This window comes from Fibrobacter sp. UWB11 (assembly GCF_900143015.1).
In the GTDB taxonomy this organism is placed as follows: Bacteria; Fibrobacterota; Fibrobacteria; order Fibrobacterales; family Fibrobacteraceae; genus Fibrobacter.
Genome location: NZ_FSRT01000001.1, coordinates 632,725 through 655,984, shown reverse-complemented (window position 1 = coordinate 655,984; position 23,260 = coordinate 632,725). Strand labels below are relative to the sequence as shown.

Genomic DNA, 23,260 nt, shown 5'->3' with positions numbered 1-23,260 from the left:
GTGCGACTTTTGCTTTTTGCTTCAGTAACAGCATTTCGGAATTGCCTAAAGTCATAAGTTCCTTCGGGAACAAGAAGCTTGCATAGTCAAGCGCAGTTGCGCCACCCCATTGTGATAAAGCCTGTAGCCGCCATCGGCCACAATCCAAATGCCCGGACCTTCGCCCGCATTATAAGCCGCGGCAATCAACTCCGAGCCCGCTTTATCGCCGCCACCATAAGCAGCATCGGACGGGAGCGAAACGACCTCCGTTGCCGGAAGTCTTTTAATGACCTTGATTCATTTTTACGTTGTTCATAGACAACGATAGTGTTTTTTAGAACGTAACGCGCAACGAACGCAAACCGCGAGAAGTTTTGACACGTACAACATAACGCCCTGCGGGAACGCCTTCGAGGTAAAAAAGATTTCCCGACTGCATCTGCTGTACCGGAACGCGTCTGCCATTGTAAGAGAACAATTCCACCTGTTCACGACCAGTGCTTTCCAAATCAGGAACTTCAAGGATTGCGCGACCATAGCCTAAACGCTGCAAATGCATTTTCGGCGCACGGGCAAACACTTTCAGAGACGTACGACCACCAAGATTTTCTGGGACAGTTCCGTCGTTTGTGCTCGTCTTGAAATTGATATTCGTACCAGGCGCAGCAGAAGCAAAGGCGACTACAAAGAGCGATGTGCTATCTATCGCACCCTCGAATACAATATTGCCTTTATTAACGCAACTATCCAAATTCACATATTCAATCTCATCGGTGAATCCGACAAGGCCCGAGACCCAGCCCTTGTTTACGGTTTGGTTATTTACCGAAATGTCACCCGCATTTACAGATTTGAACAAATCCATGCTCTTTGCTCCCGGACGTACATAACCAACGATACCGCCAACATTGGGACTCAAGGCATTTTCAATCACAATCTTGCCATTGTTTTCCATCCGGCTCGCCTGCTTGACTTCCCAAATGCCAGCAATACCGCCCACTTGAACATTCTGTTGGATTTCGACACCATGATAAATGACATCACCATTATTGATGCAACTGTCGAGCACCGAATTGGTATTGCCCGAAATCAACCCATAAAGCCCACCAACCCCCGCATACGATGCAGCGACTTCAATCTTCCCGTAATTGACGTTTCCGACTACATTCTTTTCGGAAGGCAGCGACGGGTTCACGCCCACAAGGCCACCGACAAAAGCGTATTGCGCAGGGACATTGACCGAAATATCCCCCTTGTTCACGTTATCCTTCATTGTATAAGGAGCAATCAGCTGACCAATAAGGCCACCCACCTGAGTATAACTATTTCCATCAACAGTAATACTCGCCTCGTTCACATTTCTTTCGAGTGCCCCCGGATCAACAAGAATTCCAATAATGCCACCAATCGACACCTGTTTCAGTGACGAAACTTTGATAGAACCCTTTACCGTGTTGTCGTAGAAACCGACCCAATCACCCACGGTGTTACCCATCAAGCCGCCCAACTGCAGGTCAGCTGTTTCATCTTTAGTGGATTCGAATTTTAAATCGACCTTATTGTTCCGCAACACAGCCTTGCCCGTCACCACCTGCGAAACAAACGTTCCAACAATTCCCGACGTGCGGATGTAGACATTCTCGAAAACGACATTGTTGAAATAGAGCGTGTCGTCGCCGTTGTTGAATACAGGTCCAAAAAATCCCGGATTTCCGACCCTACCCAGCGAATCATCCATGTACAAGTTCGAAATCTTGTGGTTAGCGCCATCGAAGCTACCTTCGAAAGGACCAATCGGCTTCCAGTTACCGACATCGCGACCGCAAACCGTGCTCAAGTCCAAGTCGGCAGTCAGCTTGAAATGCAAGCCCTCGCCGCCATTTTCCAACTTGACACCCTTGTACATGCCGCTATCCAAAACGGCATTGCGGAACTGAAGTAGTTCCTGAACAGAACTGATGGTGAGCGGATCATCCTTTGTTCCCTGATCTGCGGCAAAACAGCCAACAGCAAGTGCCAAAACCCCAAACATTGAGAATAATTTCATCATTTCCTCCTTATTATCTTGTCTTTAATATAACAAAAAAAATCCCGCCAGGGAATACCTGACGAGATTTTAAAACGTTCAAAACGATGAACTGCGGATTCGCCGTCCCCGCTAAGTATAAGCGAGTATGGAAATCCGTGAAAGTCGTATAATCAAGCAAGACAAGGCGCGAGTCCCCGTAGCGTACTATGTCGTACGTGAGGGGGCGAGCAACGCCGTATTGCGCCGATTAGACAACTTTCGTCATGCCGCTCATGCGTTCGCGGAGCCAAGCACCGACTTCTTCAACCGGATGGTTACGGATGTTCTTGTTCACCTTGATGAGTTCTTCGTTATCGACAGCGTTGGTATTGCCTTCGTTGAAGATATCGCCAATGTCGCCCTTCTTGACTTCGTTCTTCATGAAGTCAGCGAGGAGAGGAACGCACTTGTTAGCAAACAGGTAGCAGCCGTATTCTGCAGTATCGCTGATGACGCGGTTCATTTCGAACAGCTTCTTGCGAGCGATGAGGTTTGCAATGAGCGGAGTTTCGTGGAGGGATTCGTAGTAAGCGCTCATCGGCTTGATGCCCACGGAGCACATGGTTTCGAATGCGAGTTCCACACCGGCCTTGATCATAGCGGTCATGAGAACGCCACGGTCGAAGTATTCCTGTTCGGTGATCTGCTTGTCAGTTGCGGCAACCTTTTCGAATTCGAGTTCGCCGGTTTCGCCACGCCACTTGAGGAGGTCCTTGTCGCCAGCTTCCCAGTCGACCATCATCGTGCTGGAGAACTTACCAGAGATGATGTTGTCCTGATGTTCGCAGTAAAGCGGCTTCATGATTTTCTTCATCTTTTCAGCAAGTTCCGTTGCGCGGATCTTAGCCGGGTTGGAGAGACGGTCCATCATGTTCGTGATGCCACCATGCTTGAGAGCTTCGGAAATCGTTTCCCAGCCGTACTGGAGGAGCTTCACAGCGTAAGCCTTGTCGATACCGAATTCCTTCACCATCTTGTCGTAGCAAAGGATCGTACCGGTCTGGAGCATACCGCAAAGGATGGTCTGTTCGCCCATGAGGTCAGACTTCACTTCGGCGACGAAAGAGCTTTCGAGAACGCCCGGACGGTCAGCATGGAGACCAGCGGCGTAAGCCTTAGCATAGTCCCAGCCCTTGCCTTCAGGGTCATTTTCCGGGTGGACAGCGATAAGGCACGGCATGCCGAAACCACGGAGGTATTCAGAACGAACTTCGGAACCCGGTCCCTTCGGAGCGACCATGATCACAGTGATGTCCTTGCGGATTTCCTGACCTTCTTCGACAATGTTGAAGCCATGGCTGTAAGAGAGAGCTGCGCCCTTCTTCATGAGCTTCATGATAGCCGGGATCACGTTGTGGTGCTGCTTATCCGGTGTGAGGTTGCAAACGAGGTCTGCATCCGGAATCATTTCTTCATAAGTACCGACCTTGAAGCCGTTTTCAGTAGCGTTCTTCCAGGACTGGCGCTTCTGTTCGATGGCTTCCTTGCGGAGCGTGTAGGAAACATCCAAACCGCTATCGCGAAGGTCGAGACCCTGATGGAGACCCTGAGCACCGCAACCGACGAACACAATCTTCTTACCCTTGAGGGCTTCAACACCACGGCTGAATTCAGAATGTTCCATGAAACGGCAGTGGCCAATTTCTTCGAGTTGGCGACGCATAGGGATTGAGTTGAAATAATTCATTTTTTTGAACCTCTGTTAAATAAAATGTTCCGAACGGAAAGATAGCAAAGTAAAGTGAAAAAAGTTACTAGTTACTAGTTACTAGTTATTAGTTATTAGAAAAAAAGCAAAAACATTGTTATGATCGCCTCAAAAACGTCATTCTGAGTGAAGTGCGAAGCACGAAACGAAGAATCCAGTCACAAATTACACAAAAGGGGGACAAATCCCCCTGTTTTCGGCCCCGACTCAGCCTGCTCCGCACGCGAACAGGTCCTCGCCTTCGGCTGCGAATTGTTCGCTTAGCGGCCAGGCTTTCGCCGAGTCCTACACCACCCCCTCTGCGGGCTTCAGTCGCCAGCCCGCAACGCCTGGCTTTACGCGACCCAGCCGTCTTTATGCATTATCAATTTCCATTTCCCGTTCTTCTTTGCCAAATAGTAGTAACTCCCGCTATTGAAAGACTCCTCTACACTCAATATCACCATATCATGGTTTTTGTTGAATAAGGCTCCTCCCATGGCCGGGAACGATTCAAAATGGAAATCATCGCCCGAATGATGCGGCACAACAGAAATCATCGGATGCCAGAAAGGATATTTTACCGGCAAGATCGTGTACCTCTCACTGCGAGACTCATGGACATTCGCTTTCATAAAATTGTTCAATAGAGATTCATATTCCTTGTTCAGAATAAGAACCTTTTGACCCATCGGCGTTTTGCCCAAGCAAGCTGATTTCGTTTCTTTCCAGGTATTTCGCTTTATCCTGTGCCGATCGATTTTATCCAGTTCATTCATATCAGAAGCAGACGTGTCAGTATAAAGCACCGACATAGTTTGGACGAAATAATCAACATTATGCACGCTACTAGAATCTTCTTGCAAGCCGGATATAGCCTCTTCAAGCGGAACATCCATAATTGCCGCAAACCGGATACTATCTTGTTTATCTCGAATGGCTCGCATCGAGTCCGGATTTTCTTTCCATGCTTTCATGAAAGCAATAATGTCAACCGGCTTATTCTTCTTCTGAGCACTATCATTCTTCTGAAGAGAATCTCGTTTTGCCCTATCACGAACATAACTATACTTACGCTTAGTATAAAACTCCAATACAACATTATAGATTTCGCGTAATTCCGCCGCCAAGGAATCATCCGGCGCAACCGTTCCGCAAAGAGAATCCGAAGACAATTCCCATATCGCAAAAAAGTGATCCCTGTAATCGTTCATGGAATCGCGCAGCAGCGTATCACCCGTCGCCTCGAACTGCTCGTAGAATTTATACGCACGCGTAAGGACCGTGTCCAATGGCAGTCCTTTTAACGCCTCAAAGCGTTTTGCTTTTCGCACTTCATCTTCATTGGACTGCGAGCACCCGCAAAGGAACATCGCCATCAAGCTCATCGCAACAAGAACCTTCTTCATAAAAGCCCCCAAATAAAGTTTATCTAAAGAAAATGTAATTTATTTTCTTCCCCAAAAAGTGACAAAAAAAACGCCTTTTTAACGAAATTCCACCCTTTCCTATTGACTTCGCCCACTCCATTGTTTATATTTACTAACAAGTAAATAACTTTAGAGTAAACACAATGTTTATCGGACGAAAGAAAGAATTAAAATTTCTAGAAGATCTCTATACTTCAAAAAGATTTGAGATGCTCATTATGCATGGTCGCAGGCGAGTCGGAAAGAGTTTTCTTTTGGCACATTTCGCCTCACACCACAATCAAAATACTGTCTTTTTCACAGCAGACAAGGGGAGCGAAAAAGACAACGTCAAACGGTTCTGCATTGAACTGAAGCGCGTCTTGAAAGCCGGTGATTTTTTGGATTCGCTAGAAACATGGAAAAGCGTCTATTCATTTATCGAAAGTACAGAAATATCAAGGCGCATAAACATCATTATTGACGAATTTACCTATTTGTACAATTCAAATCCCGCGTACGATTCCGAGCTACAAAACGCCATTGACCGCATTTTAAAGAATAAAAATATATTCTTGATTTTGTGCGGTTCAGAAGTCTCCGTTATCGAGGAGTTATTTGACAATTCCACCAAGCCGCTATACGGTCGCAAGACAGCGGACCTTAAACTGCAGCCATTCACCTACAAAGAAGCCAAAGCATTTTTTCCGAAATACAGCAACGAAGAAGTGCTTACCGTCTATTCCATCCTTGGCGGCATGCCCCTGTATCTTTCCCTTTTTGACGATTCACTTTCCATCCGCGAAAACATTATCAAAAACTGCTTGTCAACCACTGGGTACCTGTTCAACGAAATCGATACTCTGCTCCGCATGGAACTCAAGGAGACATTCTTTTACAAGAGCATTTTGCTCGCTATCAATTCAGGAGCTTCGACACTCAACGAAATAAAGACAAAAATTGGAGAGGACGGCGCCAAGATAGCCAAATATATAAACGTACTTGAAAACCTGGGCTTTATCAAGACCGAAACTCCCGCAGGCGAAAAAAACAAGGCGAGGAACACGCTTTACTCCATCGAAGACAACTACTTCGCTTTTTATTTCAGGTTTATCTACAAGCACCTGAATATGCTGAACGGGCTAATCTCCCCCGCAATCTATTACAGCAAGGAATTCTCGACCGACAACCTGAACACTTACATAGGCCATCGCTTTGAACAAATTTGTTCACAATTCTTAAAGGAAAAAGCCTTTAATGGAGAACTTCCATTTTTCGCAGAAGAAATCGGTCGTTGGTGGGGCAACAACCCCATCGAAAAACGACAAGAGGAAATCGACATTGTCGCCATGAATCAAGAAAGCGCCATCATCTGCGAATGCAAATACACGGAAAAACCTTTTGACGAGAAAGAGCTTTCGAATTTGCAGGCATCAGCACCCTGTATCAAACGCAAAAACAATTTTTTCTGGATTTTCTCAAGAAAAGGAGTTTCTTCCGGTGTCAAGAAAAAAATTCATAACCAAAGCAACTATAAGGTTTTCACGATAAAGGACTTGTTCGCATAAGTCAAACAAGCCCTATAATTCCGCCAGTCCTATAGATTTTATTTTAGGATCCACTTGTCCAGAAAGGCCATCTGTTCGGCAGTGTGGAACCAGTGTTCGCCGCCGTCCATTACGGTCAAGGGAGCACCGATTTTCTGGGCGAATTCGCGCATCGTTTCGAGCGAGGACAGGTTGTCGTTCGAGCCGTACAGAATCTTTGTCGGGATGCGCCATTCAATCGGATTTTCACGCACGTAGTCAGCGTTCCCGCCCTTCCCGTGCACGTAAATGACAAGGGGTTTCATTCGCTAATTGTTCTTTACGCAACGAACTGAGAACCCGTAGTACTTATAGCCGTCGTCCAGGTACGCAATGTCGTAGCCGTAGAGCAAAGCCACGTAGTACGCGCCGTAGCTATCGTCCTCTGTAGAACTCCAGAAGACCGCGTAGTTGCCGTCGTAGCTGAAGTCGCCATCGTCTTCCTTGCCAGCAGGCAAGGCGGAAAAACCGAAGGTGTCCGTCCCGTTGCCATTGCTATACCAACCCGTCTGCGACTTGAGAACCTTGCCCGCAGTCGATTCATCTCCCACCGCCGCGAACAAGGCGTTCCATTCGGCTTTAGTCGGCAGGTGCCAGCCCTTGTCACAAATACCCTGAACTAAGGTCGCGGGTCTTGAAGCGAGGTCGCATTCCTTGCCATAGCCGCAGTCCTGCGGGTTGTCCGCATCGTTCACCAACTTCACCGAGTCGATTGCCGCAGCCCAGGTATAAAGACGACCGGCTACGTCGCAATTCTTCGGTTCATCGCCGTAGCACCAAGACCAATCATATTTATTCTCGCCCGAACCTCCTTGACCGGGGTCAAAGTTCAGGTTCTCTGCCATCCAAGTCTGGTCACCGATTTTCACCGTCTTGTATGTTTTGCCATCGCGGCTATCGGTCATGGTGCCGTAATCAATATCAGGGTTGAAGCGGCACTCCTTCGGCACATTCCAGTTCCAGCCCGATTCTCCTTCCAGAAGTTCCGAACAATTCACCTTGTCCTCGCTACTACTGGAACTTGACTCCGCTTCGCTAGAGCTAGACTGCACATCAGCAGAGCTGCTACTAGACTGCGGCGTCACTTCAGAAGAAGACGATTCCACGACGCTTGACGAATACTTCGCTTTGTCACTGCTGCTATTGTCGTTGCCACATGCCGAAAACGCTAGTATCAAGGGCAACAAAAAAAACAACTAAAGATTGCCACGTCGCCTTACGGCTCCTCGCAATGACGTTTCGCATAAATTCTCCTTCGCCTCGACAGCCTGTCATTCAACTGAAATATAACCTTTCCTACCCCACTTGTCCTGAAAGGGGGCTTTACCCTTCGAATTTCCAGCCGCAGTCATTGTGGTAAATCATTTGGCGAGTCATGCCGCCGTCAATGCAAATGTTTTCGCCGGTGATGAATCCGGCCTTGTCGCTTGCGAGGTAAAGCACCATGTTCGCAATGTCGAACGGGTTACCGACACGGCCTGCGGGCTGTTGGGTGGCATCAGGTCCACCGTAGACTTTGAAATCCGTATCAATCCAACCCGGAGAAATCGAGTTCACTCGCACACGGCCCGCAAAACTCACGGCCAGCGCATGCGTGAGGGCCGCAATCCCGCCCTTCGCCGCCGTATAGCTTTCCGTTTGCGGTTGGCTCATGCGGTCGCGAGACGATGAGATATTTATAATGCTCGCCCCCTTTGCAAAATGCGGTGCAAAAAGTTTTGCGAGGTAGAACGGAGCCGTAACGCCGACAGCAAGCGCATAGCTAAATTCCTCATAGCTACATTCGTCTATTCCCTTCATCAACGGAAGCGCGTTATTCACCAGCACATCTACGCTCCCGTATTTTTCGATAACGAACTGCGCAAACTTTTCCAAAGTCTCTTTCTTTGAAAGATCCCCAACAAAACAAGGATTTTCGCGGATGTCGATATACGCGACCTTCGCTCCCTCTTTTTCAAATTCACTCACGATGGAAGCGCCGATTCCATGCGCCCCACCCGTCACCACAACCACTTTATCTTCAAACAATTTCATAAGGATAAATATACATTCCTGTTCTTTTCAATTGAGTCGCTGACAACCATTGGCGACAAAATAAAGCCTTTTGCAAACGGTTGGTTGCAAAATTTAGGGAATTTTCTTTTTTCACATTTTTCGATTATAGATTAAGACACCAAGTTTTTACATGGCATCTTTTTCATAGATTGATGTAAAGAAAATTTCTTGACACAAGGAAAGATTTTTCATATATTATGAATGTAATAACAAAACCAAAAATTCTAAAAGCAGTAAGGCTTATGCCCCAAAAAGAGCAAGTTCTCTTCGCCAAATTGGTAAGAGACTTACATGAGAAAGGGTCTGTCTTACCCAACTGGCCGAACTACAAAAAACTAGTGAACACAAATACGCACCATTGCCACCTATCATACCATTGGGCGGCATGTTGGATTGAAACGATTAAAGGAATTGAACTGGAGGTCACTTATGTTGGAAGCCGTGAAAATGCGCCTTACTAGTAAGGCAAAGAACGGGACTGTCTTTACTTTTGAAGGGAAAAATATCCCCGACTATCTCGTCATATTCTTAAAGTCAGCTTTTCCAAATGTAGAGGAAGTCAAAAGTGACAACAATGAAAAATCCATAAATATTATGGATTCCGACTGGTTCAAAGAAATGGAAGCCCAAACGACTCCAGCAGAAAGCTTAAAGCTTTTGCGAACGACCTTCGGCTATACACAACAACAACTGGCAGACAAAGCAGGTATTACAAAGCAACAAGTATCCGCAATGGAAAGAGGCAAAGAACCGATAGGCCGTAAGATGGCCCACCGACTCGCCAACGCACTCGGGACAAGCTACAAGAACCTGTTTTGGTAACCGTCTTTCTGTAAAAAGCAGCTACTCCGCGAATCCGGGAGGCGGCAAGTGCATACCCGCCATCAGGAGCTTGTTATCGCGAGCGTATTGCATAATGCGTTTGCGGCTCTCGGCTGATTTAGCTTTATCCATATCGTAATTGGAATTAATTTCGAGATGGTTCTTTTGCAAAGCATAACCGTGCATCAAGTCGCCAATTACAAGTAAATTTGAAATTTGGAAAGCAGCGTGTCCCGGCGTATGTCCCACGGCATCCATCGCAAGCACTCCATGCGGCAGGCTATCGCCGAACGCAAACAAATGAAGACTATCCTTGTATAGCGCCATAATGTTCTTTTGCAAATCATTTTTCGGGATATCGTTCATCCAAGCATCATATTCTACCTTACCCGCATAAACAGCAGCATTCTTAAAGACCTTCTCCATTTTCCCAGAATCGCCATTTTTCACAAGTCCCGCAATGTGATCCGCATGGAAATGCGTCAAATAGACAAGCCCAACGGAATCAGGATTCACGTTCAATGCAGCAAGACGCTTCATCATCTGTCCGCCCCACGCACCAAGACCAGCGTCAAACAGGATGTATTTGCCATCGACCTTCACCAAGAACGTGCTGACTGAAGCAGGGAGACCCGCAGGCATATTCAAACTTTCGTAAAGAGAGTCGCTTGTATCGCTGAAGAGTTCACGAGGCATCAGCTTTTTGCCCTCGTTGTCCTGAATCCAAGTGACCGAGGCACCGTTCGCAAGCGTAATAGTTTTGGTTCCTTCGACATCAGGCGTGTTCACCGCAGCAGAAGGCGTCGTCATTTTTGCAGGAGTCTCAAGATTTACCGCAGACTTACTTTCCGCAGAATCCTTCGTGGAATTTTTCGAGTCGCTACAGCCAGCAATCGCAAAAGCAAATGCCGTGACAAAAGGAATAAATTCATTTTCAAACAGTTTCATAAGAATAAATATATACTAAAAGACACAGGATTACATTTGCAAACTTGACACACAAGACTCATTATCCTATTCTTTCTGCAAATGCTCCAGTTTTTCGATGTCACAAGAGATGCCCCCTGGTTTCCGCAGATCAAGGCGCTGTACGAATCGGCGTTCCCGGCGAACGAACGCATTCCAATAAAGCATTTGCTCGATGACAAAATCAAGCGAGAATTTTGGGCATTTTTCGATGAAGATTCTTTCTGCGGGTTTTCAAATTCCATTTCGCATGGGGATATCACGAACATCGTCTATTTTGCAGTAAAACCAGAACTACGCTGTCGCGGGTACGGCTCTCAAATTTTGCAGGCCATCCGCGAAAAGCATCCGGACTCTCGCATTGTCGTCGATATCGAAGTCGAAGAAGATTCCAAAGATGCCGAGGAACTCGAACGCAGGAACCGCCGCCGCAACTTTTACCAACGCAACGGCTTTGAAGCAGTCCCCGTCGATTACGTTTGGCAAGGCGAACATTACCGTCTACTCACCGCAGGTGGAACCGTCACCGACAAAGAATTCCGCGATTTTTGGAAAGAAATTCTCAAAGACATTCCCGGTGCGAAATATCCGTAGCATACAGTTTCAAAAAGCGCCTGCCCCTGAATAACGTTTTCAGTATCAAATTCCATAAGCCAGACGCCACATAACAGGATACTTCAAAAATCAAATACAAATAGATAAACATCAACAAGCCAAAAAGTAATTGTTCCATTTTTACCACCTTTTTGACAATATTATACATTTTATAAATGTCAAAATTTGACAAATCAAAAGAATTGTCAATTTAGCGGCAACAAGAGCAATAAAACTTTACGGCATTTTTATCCGATATCCGTCTTCGGGGCGAATCCATCTGTCTATAAACGATTTCTCGTCACTCTCAGGCGATTCAACCAACTTGATATTCGAGCCAAGATTTAAGCGAATAATTTTTTGAGCGCGTTCACTCGCCAAACGCTTCAACTCATCATAGTTTTCTTTTTCGTATTTCTTTTGTTCTGAAATAAAGAACTGCTTAAAGTCTTCAAACTTGATGTCGTTGAACCAGCCTTGTCTTTCCCATAGAACTTGAATACTTTCAAAGTCAATACTATGGCTCAAAATTTTCGGTTCTGGGAGATGGATAAAAATAGTCCTTGTCACAGAGTCTACTTCAATTTTAACGTTTGTCAAGTCGTAACCCATCTTGACATCGCCTTGATATATTAAAGAAAATTCCTTGATAGACTTATTAATCCGCCAATCGGGCATATAGACCAAGAGCTTTTTCGCATCCTGATAATTGGCAACTTTTCGGTAATGGTGATGGAGTGTCGCAAGTTCCGAAATCCCGTTAATTTGACTCGATACAAATTCACTCGTAATCTGAGTTTTACGAGAATCAGAAGGCAGCAACATTTTCACAACGGATTTAGTTGCAAAAAACAAGCCCACAAAGAGCACGAAGACAATAACAACTACAATAACTTTTTTCTTCGTCAAGCAATTTGTCACTTGTTTCCACAACTGAGTATCCATAATCCGACATTCTCCTTTTTGCATCCATAAATATCGCAAAAAGTTTCTAATCTATCAAGTCGTTTTGGAATCTTGACAAGTGTTCGAACGGCAAAATCTGTCTGCCTCTGAAAAGTCCGCAACCATCGTTAATCAATTGGTTGTTGATAGCCTTGAACATGTTCACATCAAGTTTTGCAAGTTCGAGTTCCTGCAATTTTGTCAAACGTTCGTACGCTTCGTCAAAATAAACACATTCGCCACTTGGGATTTGGTCATGCTTGGAACGTCTTGTTTCTTGCGTTTTCTCGTAACCGAAGTGGTTTGCTTCACCAATTTCTGCAAAGTCATCCATATCCTTTGTTCTAAGTTGCACTTCCGTATAGCAACGAGCAAGATTGTCATACATCGTTATATGCAACGATTGATAACCGGAGCTTCGCGGAGTCGCCACCGAATCATGATAATAGGGTTGAACGGCTTCTTTTAGCAAATCGCAATGACCGCCATCCTTATGTCGAGAAATTTCCGGAGTAAATCCACGTTCTTCCAAAAACTCGGGCATGACGTTTGCGATTTCGTAGAGATATTTCCGTTCAACTTCAGTGCGGTCCTCGCCCTTTTTGATATGGCAAGCGGGCATCGATATTACAATACGGTAAGCAATCAAGTCACGGAAGTTCAGCTTACTTTTAATTTCGGCTTCAGACGGGAACGTTCCGTTCTTTTGGTAGTAATTATAGATAAATTCAAGTATATATCCGTTGAATTTTTCTTCGGCACGGATTAAAGACTTTATTCGTCCTTTAAACGTAAAAGCAAGGAATGGATACTCCCTCGTCATGTACTTGTAGAACTCTTTTATTCTTTGAGACTGCGAGGTCAAGAAGTCGTTATGCTCCAAAAGTTCAATAATCTGTATCAGAAAATTTGAATGAGCAAGGTCGATACTATTATGAGTTTCCTTCGCGCTGTTTCTGAGATCATTCGAATATTGATGCAAAATTTTTAGCACCGTATTTCCAGAAAACAAGTAGTCATTCAAAGAAATCATTTTTACTCCCGAAGCCAATTTAGAATGGCTTACAAAAAGTAATATAACAAAAGCTCTTGCGAATTCGCACGAAATAAGGTAAATTACCAAACAAATAAATTTTTGCATTTCAAAAATTTACGCATGATGTAAAAGAGATTTTCACGAATTGTAACAAGTCGCAAGAACGTGAAAAAAAATCAATCTTGATTATTTGGGATAAAATTTATGGAAAATAGAGAACTCAAAATCCACGCCGTTTACAGGCACTTCAAAAATCGTTTCTATATCGTCGAAGGTATCGCCAAACATTCAGAGACCGAAGATGAATACGTCATTTACCGCGCTCTTTATGGCGACAATACGGTTTGGCTCCGCGAAAAGTCCATGTTTCTAAGCGAAGTCGATCATGAAAAATATCCGGACGTCAAGCAAAAATATCGTTTTGAGCTCGTTGAACTCAAATAAAATTTTATCACCGGAACTAAAAAAAACAAATTAATTATATTGCACCCCATGAATAAGAAAACACTCATAAAATCACTTTTAGTTATCATTACTATCCTCATGATTTCTTTCTTCGTGAAGGATTGGCTTGTATTTTACAACTGCGGTGCCGTCGAGCAATGTCTCGTCGAAAGCAGCAACTACCAGAACATAGCCAAGTTCGCCGTTACCGCAATCATGACGATTGTCGTATTTTTCATCGGCGAGAATTGTCTTTGCAAGCGCGACCGCAGCTTTTTGCAGGCTGGTTTTGCAATGGCGCTTTGTGCAGATTTTTGTTTGAAAATCATGCACAATTACGCCCCTATTCTTGAGCACCGCAGCGATTACACGTTACTCGGCATCTGCTTTTTCATGGTCGTGCAGGCGTTGTTCATTTACCGTCACACGCGCACGAGCGATACTGACAACAGCTCACCATGGATTCTTTGCATTCCATTCGCGGTTTTGTTCATTTTAAATGCACTTCACCTGTTCCGCATTTTTGAAGGACCGATAGTCCCGATTATCGGAACTTACGCAGCATTCCTCATTTGCTCGCTAGTTGTTGCTTGCAAAGTTCCGAGCAAGGGCTATTTCCCAGCCAAAAACGCGAGAAACATCAAGCGCGGCATGATTTTATTCTTCTGCTGTGACGCCTGCGTGGGCATTTCACTTGCAACCGGCGATGACCACAGCGTTCAAGAAATTGTGGCGACTGTCGCCAACAACTTTGTATGGTACTTCTATACGCCGGCCCTGATTTTACTCGGGCTCAGCGGATACAAAAGAAAAGAATAGTTCTTACTTTTGCAAACGACCTTTGAAATCGTAGGTGCGGGTTTCGCGGGAATTATCGCCCCGCAGCCCGTCGCCGAACTGTACGTAAAGCATCCCATTCTTGCGGAAAACTTTGGCGCCATAAGCAGGGGCTTGTGTTCGCGAGACATCGCGCAAACCAATCGTAGGATCCTTCGTCGGGATTTCATCACCCGACTTGAGCAAGCGCCACATCTGGTTCCATTCCCAGTCATCAGCCCAACTTTGCACCACGCGTTCGCCATCCGTCGTTGCTCGCAGATACATATTGCTGTGTTGCATTTTCATGCGCACCACGGAGCCCTCATAGCCGGATTGCTTTTCCATAACCACCTTTTGATGCCCGCCGCCGTTCCACTTGTATAGCCCCATCGTCACACCCGCATCGGTTGACTCATTCGGCGTATCTAGCGAGATATCGCCAAAATTGATGCGGTAAGTCGTCGAAGAAAGCGGAGTTATCGTCGCAATCGCATTATCACCACTGCAGTCGCCAAGAGCAAGTTTATCTTCAGCAGTCCTCGTCATGCATGTACCAAAATTCATCGACATGATGCGCACGGTATCGGGCTTTGCGGGTTTCGCCTGCCATACACGCACCCAGTCCGCTTCAAAATATGCAGGTTTGTCCGACGTAATTTCGATATCGTCACCTGCCCAGCCACCAATCGCCAAATTCACGATGATGTACTGAGCCGAAAGCTGCTTGATTTCGGTCGGGCGATTGTAACTTGCAAACTTTTTGTCGTCAAAATAGAAGCTAAGCGTGGACTCATCCCATTCCACAGCATACGTGTGGAAGTCCGCCGAGCGGTCCACATTGTCATCCTTATGTCCGCCAAAAGAGGCTTCGTGATCCCACGCCGAACCATGACTGTTGTACCAACTCGGGTCGGTGTAATGCAAGTAGTAATGGTGCTGCTTGCGCGATGCAGGAATTTCAAGAATATCAATTTCTGGAGGCCAGCCGTCTTGCAACGTCCAGAACGCAGGCCAAGTTCCCTTTTGCCAAGGGGCCTTGAAACGGCCTTCGATATAGCCGTACTTGACCTCAAATTTACCCTTCGTGTCAATCGCACCCGAAGTGTAATCAACAGGGATTTCTTTGTTGTTGAACTTCGCCTTAGAGCGGTCCCCCGTAGCCTTAGGATGTTTCTTCTTTTCGCCCTTGAGCTTGAGTGTACCATCGGATACAATTACGTTTTCTTCGGCACAATAGGCGCGGTGGTTGTGCGTAGGGCCCCAGTTATAAGTCGGATTCCACTTCTTTTTATCCAAAGAAGTTCCATCAAAATTGTCTTCAAAAACGAGATCCCAACCGCTAAAATTAGACGGCGGGGCAGCAAAAGCGATAGAGGCGAGCGCCACGATACTCGCAATGACGTGATTCTTTTTCATATCCAATTCCAATCCTCACCCACGACCTCTGCAAAAATAGCCCACACCAAAAACAAAAATGCCGCAGGTCTTATAAATATACCTACAGCACTTCGATAAGCCTAGTTAAAAGTTGTAAAAAAGCCCCAAATCTACGATTTTTGAGCTTTACTTAGCGTTCATCACGTGTCTGCGCCACTTGCCACTCTTCCAACGGCGCCAAAAAATCACCGGAGCCGTGCTATAAACGGCAACCACGACAATCCAAGCGTAATGGGCCGGCAGATGGAAGACGTAAGCCACGATGTACAAGGCAATCGCCACGAACCAGTTCATGATACCGCACGCAAACATCACCCAAACCGTATCGCCTGCACCGCGAAGCGCGCCTGCATAAATCACAAGCAGGACTTCAACAAAGATGTAGAACGTCGCTATTCGCAACATGAACATGCTCATCGGACGAGCCGCATTAAAAATCGCAAGCGCACTTTCCGTAGCCTCGGCAACATCCGGCTTAAAGATATCCGTCAGCACTCCCGGCAAGAAGATGAAGAAAATACCCATCACCAAGGAATAGCCCCAGCCGAGTTTAAGCCCAGAATAAGTCGAACGCGTCGCCGCAGCGGCATTCTTGGCACCCACATAGCGCCCCACCAAACTCGTCGACGCAACTTCCAACCCCATCAGCGGCACATACGCCACCAAGTCCCAGTTGAACATGATCGAAGACGCGGTCGCCGCCTCAGGCCCAAGCGCATGGAACATCAAAATCAACGACTGGAACGCTGCCATGTTCAAGAACATCTCGACGCCAGACGGAATGCCCTTTTGTAAAAGTTCACGGGTCAATGGCCAGCTAAACGCAAACGCAAAACGCGTGCGGAAACGGCGGTGGCAACTATTGCTAAAGAACTTCGCAAACAGAATCACCGTAGAAACCACATTGCCAATGAGCGTGCCATAAGCAGCGCCCGCAACGCCCATCGCAGGAATCGGACCGTAGCCATAAATCAATACAAAGTTGCAGGCCACGTTCACAATCATGCCAACGAAAGCAGCCTTCATCACGACCTTGGTTTCGCCAATACCGCTAAAGAAGCACGGCGCGGCATTACGCAACAAGTTGATTACACCACCGAACATCAAAATGTTAAAATACGTCTTCTGGTATTCAAGCTGGTCCGCCGGCAAATGCTCCAGTCCAAACGCAAAATGCCCCAGCGGAATCGTGAGGTACAAAAGCGGCACTGAAATCAGCGACAGGTACACCGACTGCATGAACACGCGGGCGCAATCCCAGCGTTTTTTACCGCCCAGGCGCTGCGCCACCATTGCCGTCGTATAGCTAATCGCCCCCGTAAAAAACATCGTGAGCGCAAGCTGCACCGCCCCCGCCCCAAGCGCCGCATTCATTTCAGCGGGGCCAAGTTTCGAGAGGAACAAGCGATCGATGAACGTCATGAACGTATCAAACGACATGGACAGAAGCATCGGAAGTGCTACCACAAGCACATCCTTCACGTCCCCGTTCTTCTTGAATTTCGAAGGTTTATAGAACCTATTAAAAATAGCATCAACCATAGCCACGCAAAGATAGAACAATCAAAGACCGCGCGACAGCCGATTTTACTTTCCTATTTCTTTTTTCAGCCTCAAGAAAACTTCTTTCTTATCTGAATCCGAGTTAAACCAAAGGCTATCGATATACAGGCCATCGACAAAGCCCTTGGCAAGCGCCTCGTTAGCGTGTTCTTTGGCATCCCACTTTTTTATCTGTAACGTGATAGATTCCTTGGCAAGCGAAGATGAAGCCTTCTTCAGCAGGGACTCATCTTCTGCGCGAACTACACCCACAGAAAACGTCAATGACGTTTCCTCTTTTTTGACAGTTGCGCGTTTGCGGGCACAGCAATCAAAACGAGCCATCGCAAGGGAACTCAGCAAAATACAAAGTAATACAATCTTTTTCATATGAATTCCTAGAAATCAAACATCGCTTCTACACCAAAAATAAAGGAAGGATCATTCTTATTCCCTTCGGACGGCCAATCATCGCCATACGGGATATCGACAAGCACCATCGAGATGATATCAATTTTGAAATCAGGCACATTGAAGTAGAATCGCCCACCCACGCGTACAGAGCCTAAGTCGTCCTTTTTATCTAATGTATTTGTATGCAATTCCAGCGGAAGCCCGATGGTCCAGAACTCGTTCACGGCAACACTCGGTTCAATGAAAGCAAAAAAGTATTCCGGACGCGAGGTAATTTCTAGACTTGTGCGCACAGGGTCATCGATGAACGCATAGAACAAAGAGCCCACTATGCAAAATCTCGAAATATCAAATGACGGTTCTACAAGCAAGACGTGGTTCGAGACAGCATCGTTACTTGCGAGGAATACCGAATGAAATCCGTACAACCCGTGGAAAGCAAAGTTTCCCAAAGATAGCGATACATCCAAGCCTGCATAAAGTTCATTGTAGTCTTTACGCTGATAGCTTTTGTAATCAAAATAAGGACGGAAAACTTGATTTGCAATTTCTAAGTCGTACGCCGCATGAACTTCATACGTATAACCTTCCAGACAATCCATTCCCATGTACTCGCCAAACATGAAATGGTAATGGCAACTTTGGTCATTGCCCGCAGTGCCAAAACCTATATCAAATTGCAATCCGTTCCACTGGAATTCTAAACCGCGAATCGTCTTTTGCGAAATGCCTGCAGCGTCATCGCGCGGATCCCCGAAATCATAATAATTCTTGAAAATACCTTCAAAAAATTTCAAGTCACCAACGCGAAAGAAAGTGCGTTCCGAACGAGTGTATTGAATATACGCGCCATTAAAGACAACAGCAGGATTTACGGGATCCATAGACGATTCATCACCCATGTCCATTCCTTCCATATCCTCCATTCCGTTCATCGCCATCCCCATCGCTTCGAGTTCAAGCCATGCAGACCAGCGATCGTTAAAACGAAGGTCAAAGTCCAAATCTAGCATAGATTCAAAACGGTGCGTAACCTTAGGCTCATCCGTATTCCAATCGGCATAAGCGTGGACCATCACCATCCCAGAGAGGTCCAACTTCGGGCGAATTTCAGAAAAAGCGACACCCGCAAACAATAAAACGCATGATAAAATTATTTTATTCATAACACAAAGGAGTATCTTTTTACAGATACTCCTCCCCATAATTAATAATTACTTGACGCCCTTGATAAAGTTGTCGATATAGTCCGTTACCGTTTCTACAGCGGCTTTGGAACCCAAATGTGTATTGTGATCGGCGTCCTTGATTTCATGAAATTCGATGCTTATTGCCTTATCGAGACCCTTTTGCAAAGTTTCCTGCGACTTTTTATCGAATATAGCGTCTTTTGAGCCCCAAATAATTTGCACATTCGAAGAAATCGAAGAAAGGCGCTTTGCATTGTCAACAGCTACAAAGTTTTTGACAAGGAATTTCCAAGCATAATAAGGGACTTGATGCAAATGTTCCAAGTGTGCGGTCTGGAAATCCTTATCCGGATTCGTGCTATTGCCCCACTTTTCATAGAATGTATCAGGAAGCTTTTGCGTTGAATCATAAGCATAAACGCCATCGAATAATTTATCATCCGTTCCGTTCAAGAGCCAATCAATCGTAGCATTTTTCTTATCCACAGAGGCCGCCGAGCCAATCAATGTGATGGAACCGATTTTATCCGCATACGAAATAGACAATTCCTGCGCCACAAATGAACCAAAAGAATGTCCAACAATATGCGGTTTGTTCAATTCAAGCTTATCGATAAAAGCTGCGATATCCTTTGCCAATTCCTTGATTGAATACGCCGATTCTTCAATTGGCTTGTCCGTCTTTCCGTTGCCTCGCAATTCAGGAACATATACACGATAGCCCTTCTTGGCAAGCTGTGGAGCCACCTGCGACCAGGAAACACGCCCATCGACAAGGCCATGAATCAAGATAACCGGAGCTCCCTTTTCATCACCCGTAACCGTATAAGCAAAGTGGATTCCTGTAGATAAATGCGCGGCCTTTTCGGTCCAATCAACTTTCTGGTAATCCGAAAATCTCTTGGTCGTGAAGGTATTGTTCTTGCCCATAAAATGATGACCATTCACTTTTGCGTTGTCTTCAAAAGCATAGACATCCGTATTACTGCTACCCACATGAACTACATCGGCACTGCCCGAAAAATCGACACGGCCAGAGCGCTTGATTAACAAGTTGCCCGTAACCTTGACATTTTTCAGAACGGTTGCGCCAGGCGTTGAAGCATTTACCGTCAAAACGCCATTAATAGTCGTATCCTGCAAGAAGATGATGCCATCTTTAATATTTTCATCGCCAAGTGTCAAGCCACTTGATTCAGATTTATGGTCACCAGATTCCGTTGCGTGATGGGAATGTTCATCGGCGGCACTGGAGTGTTCTTCCGTAGCATGATGTTCATGTTCTTCAGAGGTTGAAGGAGCGACAGAATTTGAATCGTCATCAGAACATGCAGAAAGTGAAAGGATAGAAGCTAAAATAATAGTCGAAAGTTTCGTACGGTTTTTAAAGATATACATTGAATCCTCCATTATTGTGTTGTTTTAGCACGCACAATGATAGATTCTATAAAGGCTTTTGTCCAATACCATTATTTCATTACTGATGATACAATTTTTTTATAACTAAAAAAGGAGCAGCATTCCGCCACACCTTTCAATTACAAATTAATTCACACAAGCTATCGTTTCAACTTTTTCAAATTTTCCAAGCGATTGAGTGCTTCGTAGAGCGTTTCGTCTTTCTTCGCGAAATGCAGACGCACAAGATGGTCCACCGGTTCGCGGAAGAAGCTTGAGCCCGGAACAGCCGCGACGCCCACCTTCTGCGCCATATCGATGCAGAATTGTTCATCGGGCAATGTGCCGGCCGCGCATTTCGAAGCGCTACAAGATTCGCGGCGACCGTATCCGAATTCCGAAACATCAACGAGTACAAAGTAAGCGCCTTGCGGTTCGGTAAAACGTAAACCAAGATTGCGGAGTCCATTCGTAAACACATCCTTCATGTGCGTGTAATGCGCCTGCAAACCCGTATAGTATGAGTCGTCAAAACGGAGCGCTGTCACAGCAGCTTCCATCAGCGGAGCCGCCGCACCCACCGTCAAAAAGTCGTGAACTTTCTTGATGCGTTCCATGATGGGTTCTGCAGCAAGCACATAACCCAAGCGCCAGCCCGTAATCGAATATGTCTTGCTCAAGCTGCTACATTCAATCGTGCGTTCGAACATTCCCGGGAGCGTTGCGATGTAAGTATGGCGATGCGGAGCAAAAACGATATGCTCGTAAACTTCGTCCGTAATCACATACAAATCGTACTTAATGGCAAGCGAGGCGATAATTGAAAGTTCTTCGTGCGTAAAGACTTTACCGCTCGGGTTTGCCGGATTGCATAACACAAGCGCCTTCACGCCCGGCTGCGCCATCGCACTTTCAAGCACATTCGCATCAAAGCTCAAATCCACCGGCGAAAGCGGCACATAAACCGGAGTCGCCCCGCACAAAATCGTATCTGCAGAATAGTTCTCGTAAAACGGCGAGAACAACACCACCTTATCGCCCGGATTGCAGACCGACATCATCGAAGCCATCATCGCTTCGGTACTGCCGCAAGTAATCACAATCTCTTTTTGCGGATCGTAACGCAACCCGCTAAAATGGAACTGCTTTTCGCTCAGCGCTTCACGGAAATTCTGCGCGCCAAAAGTAATCGCATATTGGTGCGGGCCCGTCAAAGCCACCTCCGAAAGACGCTTCGTGAGCGTCTCTGGCGGGTCAAAATCAGGGAATCCCTGTGACAAATTAATTGCCCCGCACGCATTTGCGATGCGAGTCATTCGACGGATAACGGAATCGGTAAAAGTTTCGGTGCGTTGACTTAACGGTTGCATGGCGGAGAAATTTAAAAAATTTTCTACTATTTATCCAATAGGAGAATTCTATGGTTAATCCCTTACATCCCATTGTTTCGGCGCTAAACACCGCCCTTTACGATTTCTACATCGTCCCGCTCTTTTTGATTGTTGCCGGGGTATTCCTTTCTGTCCGCTTGGGATTTCCGCAAGTCCGCTATCTGATCGAAACATTCCGTGTCACCCGCGAAAGGCCCCTGCATGAACACGGGATTTCGTCATTTGCGGCATTGATGGTCTCGACCGCCTCCCGCGTCGGCACCGGAAACATCGTCGGCGTATCTTCGGCCATTTGCCTCGGCGGCCCGGGCGCCATTTTCTGGATGTGGGTCATTGCCATCCTCGGCGCAGCATCTGCATTCGTAGAATCCACCCTCGCCCAGATTTACAAGCGTCATGACGATGTCACAGGACACTCTTACGGCGGACCTTCCTACTACATCCAGACCGCACTTGGTAAGCGCTGGCTAGGCGTTCTCTTCTCAGGCTTTGTGCTCCTCACCTACATCGTGGGCTACAACCTGCTCGCTTCGTACAACATTCAAGACTCCCTTACCGGATACAAATTCTACGACAAAGCATCGACACCGTTCATCGTCGGATTTATTTTAGCCGCCCTCTTCGCATTTTGCATCTGGGAAGGCGCCAAGAAAATTTCCACCATCACAAGCTACCTCGTTCCTTTCATGGGAACCATCTACGTCATCGTCGCCTTCGGCATCGTCATATACAACATCTCGAACATTCCCGCCATGCTCGGCACAATTTTCCAAAACGCATTTTCGTTTGACGCTGGATTTGGCGGCTTCGCCGGAAGCTGCATCATGTACGGCATCAAGCGCGGCCTCTACTCCAACGAAGCAGGTATGGGTTCCGCCCCGAACGCGAGCGCAAGCGCAAGCGTCTCGCACCCCGTCAAGCAAGGCCTCGTACAATCGCTTTCCGTATTCATCGACACGCTCCTCATCTGCTCCGCCACAGCCCTCATGTGCCTCTCGACCAACATCGAGCCCAGCAAGGACATCTCGGGAATCATTTACGTACAAAAGTCTCTCGCCTCCGTTCTCGGCAGCAACGGCGCCATCTTCATCACATTCTCCATGTGCCTCTTTGGCTACACCACGCTCATTGGAAACTACTACTACACCGAAGGCTGCCTCCGTTTCATCTTGAACAGACGCCCCACCAAGAAAATCCGCAACGTATTCAAGACCATCGCAACCGCCATCGTCTTCTTAGGCGCCACCTCCAGCGCATCGTTTGCCTGGGACAGCGCAGACCTTTGCCAAGGCCTCATGGTCCTCGTGAACATCCCCGTCATCTTGATACTCTCGCCAATCGCCATCAAGGCCCTCAAGAACTACACCGACCAAAAGAAGAAAGGCCTCGAACCCATCTACATCGCAAAAGAATGCGGCGTCGAGCAACCCACCGACTACTGGAATCCAGGACAAAAGCTGTAAAAAAGCAATACA

The 23,260-nt window shown here is 46.4% G+C and carries 20 protein-coding genes and 1 pseudogene; 6 read left to right on the top strand and 15 right to left on the bottom strand.

The window, feature by feature from the left end:
• Window positions 1-316: 316 nt before the first annotated feature.
• The 3 genes from BUQ91_RS02885 to BUQ91_RS02875 form a co-directional block, all read right to left on the bottom strand.
• The gene (locus BUQ91_RS02885) at window positions 317-2,032 is read right to left on the bottom strand and encodes a hypothetical protein (RefSeq protein ID WP_175566590.1); all 1,716 of its coding nucleotides are present in this window, start codon (window positions 2,030-2,032) and stop codon (window positions 317-319) included.
• 226 nt (window positions 2,033-2,258) lie between these two features.
• Window positions 2,259-3,737, bottom strand: a complete 1,479-nt coding sequence (ilvC, locus tag BUQ91_RS02880) for a ketol-acid reductoisomerase (protein ID WP_074208081.1) — start codon at window positions 3,735-3,737, stop codon at window positions 2,259-2,261.
• A 356-nt stretch (window positions 3,738-4,093) separates the two neighbouring features.
• A complete protein-coding gene (locus BUQ91_RS02875; RefSeq protein WP_074208080.1) occupies window positions 4,094-5,146 on the bottom strand; it encodes a hypothetical protein in 1,053 nt (350 codons plus the stop codon).
• 164 nt (window positions 5,147-5,310) lie between these two features.
• Here BUQ91_RS02875 and BUQ91_RS02870 point away from each other — a divergent pair, with 164 nt between their 5' ends.
• Window positions 5,311-6,714, top strand: coding sequence for an ATP-binding protein (locus BUQ91_RS02870; RefSeq protein WP_074208079.1), 1,404 nt, complete (start codon window positions 5,311-5,313; stop codon window positions 6,712-6,714).
• Between the two features lie 38 nt (window positions 6,715-6,752).
• On the opposite strand, the pseudogene BUQ91_RS02865 reads toward BUQ91_RS02870, so the two are convergent.
• From BUQ91_RS02865 to BUQ91_RS02855, 3 genes and pseudogenes are all read right to left on the bottom strand, one after another.
• Window positions 6,753-6,950, bottom strand: a pseudogene (locus BUQ91_RS02865) (alpha/beta hydrolase); the annotation flags it as partial.
• Between the two features lie 51 nt (window positions 6,951-7,001).
• Window positions 7,002-7,916 (bottom strand): fibrobacter succinogenes major paralogous domain-containing protein, encoded by a 915-nt coding sequence (locus tag BUQ91_RS02860; RefSeq protein WP_254842217.1) that lies wholly within the window; start codon window positions 7,914-7,916, stop codon window positions 7,002-7,004.
• Window positions 7,917-8,055: 139 nt separating this feature from the next.
• Entirely contained in the window at window positions 8,056-8,766 is a 711-nt protein-coding gene (locus tag BUQ91_RS02855) for an SDR family NAD(P)-dependent oxidoreductase (protein WP_074208077.1), read from the bottom strand.
• A 450-nt stretch (window positions 8,767-9,216) separates the two neighbouring features.
• Here BUQ91_RS02855 and BUQ91_RS15845 point away from each other — a divergent pair, with 450 nt between their 5' ends.
• Window positions 9,217-9,609: a helix-turn-helix transcriptional regulator gene (locus BUQ91_RS15845; protein ID WP_254794296.1), complete on the top strand. Its 393-nt coding sequence runs from the start codon at window positions 9,217-9,219 to the stop codon at window positions 9,607-9,609.
• A 21-nt stretch (window positions 9,610-9,630) separates the two neighbouring features.
• Here the strand turns inward: BUQ91_RS15845 and BUQ91_RS02840 are convergent, their stop codons facing one another.
• The gene (locus tag BUQ91_RS02840; protein ID WP_074208075.1) at window positions 9,631-10,557 is read right to left on the bottom strand and encodes an MBL fold metallo-hydrolase; all 927 of its coding nucleotides are present in this window, start codon (window positions 10,555-10,557) and stop codon (window positions 9,631-9,633) included.
• A gap of 81 nt (window positions 10,558-10,638) precedes the next feature.
• Between BUQ91_RS02840 and BUQ91_RS02835 the strand changes: the two genes are divergently transcribed.
• Window positions 10,639-11,169 (top strand): GNAT family N-acetyltransferase, encoded by a 531-nt coding sequence (locus BUQ91_RS02835; protein ID WP_074208074.1) that lies wholly within the window; start codon window positions 10,639-10,641, stop codon window positions 11,167-11,169.
• Between the two features lie 237 nt (window positions 11,170-11,406).
• On the opposite strand, the gene BUQ91_RS02830 is transcribed toward BUQ91_RS02835, so the two are convergent.
• Both BUQ91_RS02830 and BUQ91_RS02825 read right to left on the bottom strand, forming a co-directional pair.
• The gene (locus BUQ91_RS02830; RefSeq protein ID WP_083601125.1) at window positions 11,407-12,114 is read right to left on the bottom strand and encodes a DUF4230 domain-containing protein; all 708 of its coding nucleotides are present in this window, start codon (window positions 12,112-12,114) and stop codon (window positions 11,407-11,409) included.
• A gap of 46 nt (window positions 12,115-12,160) precedes the next feature.
• On the bottom strand, window positions 12,161-13,147 hold the full coding sequence (locus BUQ91_RS02825) for a nucleotidyltransferase family protein (protein WP_074208073.1): 987 nt from the start codon (window positions 13,145-13,147) through the stop codon (window positions 12,161-12,163).
• 207 nt (window positions 13,148-13,354) lie between these two features.
• Here BUQ91_RS02825 and BUQ91_RS02820 point away from each other — a divergent pair, with 207 nt between their 5' ends.
• Window positions 13,355-13,594: a DUF1653 domain-containing protein gene (locus BUQ91_RS02820; RefSeq protein WP_072827269.1), complete on the top strand. Its 240-nt coding sequence runs from the start codon at window positions 13,355-13,357 to the stop codon at window positions 13,592-13,594.
• 48 nt (window positions 13,595-13,642) lie between these two features.
• Window positions 13,643-14,413 (top strand): lysoplasmalogenase family protein, encoded by a 771-nt coding sequence (locus BUQ91_RS02815; RefSeq protein WP_074208072.1) that lies wholly within the window; start codon window positions 13,643-13,645, stop codon window positions 14,411-14,413.
• Window positions 14,414-14,416: 3 nt separating this feature from the next.
• On the opposite strand, the gene BUQ91_RS02810 is transcribed toward BUQ91_RS02815, so the two are convergent.
• From BUQ91_RS02810 to BUQ91_RS02785, 6 genes are all read right to left on the bottom strand, one after another.
• A complete protein-coding gene (locus tag BUQ91_RS02810; protein ID WP_074208071.1) occupies window positions 14,417-15,829 on the bottom strand; it encodes a glycoside hydrolase family 16 protein in 1,413 nt (470 codons plus the stop codon).
• Window positions 15,830-15,976: 147 nt separating this feature from the next.
• Window positions 15,977-17,392, bottom strand: a complete 1,416-nt coding sequence (locus BUQ91_RS02805; protein ID WP_074208070.1) for an MATE family efflux transporter — start codon at window positions 17,390-17,392, stop codon at window positions 15,977-15,979.
• A gap of 45 nt (window positions 17,393-17,437) precedes the next feature.
• Window positions 17,438-17,782, bottom strand: coding sequence for a MetQ/NlpA family ABC transporter substrate-binding protein (locus BUQ91_RS02800; protein ID WP_074208069.1), 345 nt, complete (start codon window positions 17,780-17,782; stop codon window positions 17,438-17,440).
• 8 nt (window positions 17,783-17,790) lie between these two features.
• Window positions 17,791-18,972, bottom strand: a complete 1,182-nt coding sequence (locus tag BUQ91_RS02795) for a hypothetical protein (protein ID WP_254794297.1) — start codon at window positions 18,970-18,972, stop codon at window positions 17,791-17,793.
• Window positions 18,973-19,020: 48 nt separating this feature from the next.
• Window positions 19,021-20,394 (bottom strand): alpha/beta fold hydrolase, encoded by a 1,374-nt coding sequence (locus BUQ91_RS02790; protein ID WP_074208068.1) that lies wholly within the window; start codon window positions 20,392-20,394, stop codon window positions 19,021-19,023.
• Window positions 20,395-20,555: 161 nt separating this feature from the next.
• Entirely contained in the window at window positions 20,556-21,764 is a 1,209-nt protein-coding gene (locus BUQ91_RS02785) for a pyridoxal phosphate-dependent aminotransferase (protein WP_074208067.1), read from the bottom strand.
• Window positions 21,765-21,814: 50 nt separating this feature from the next.
• On the opposite strand from BUQ91_RS02785, the gene BUQ91_RS02780 reads away from it, so the two are divergent.
• Window positions 21,815-23,248 (top strand): alanine/glycine:cation symporter family protein, encoded by a 1,434-nt coding sequence (locus BUQ91_RS02780; protein WP_074208066.1) that lies wholly within the window; start codon window positions 21,815-21,817, stop codon window positions 23,246-23,248.
• The last annotated feature ends 12 nt before the right edge of the window (window positions 23,249-23,260 follow it).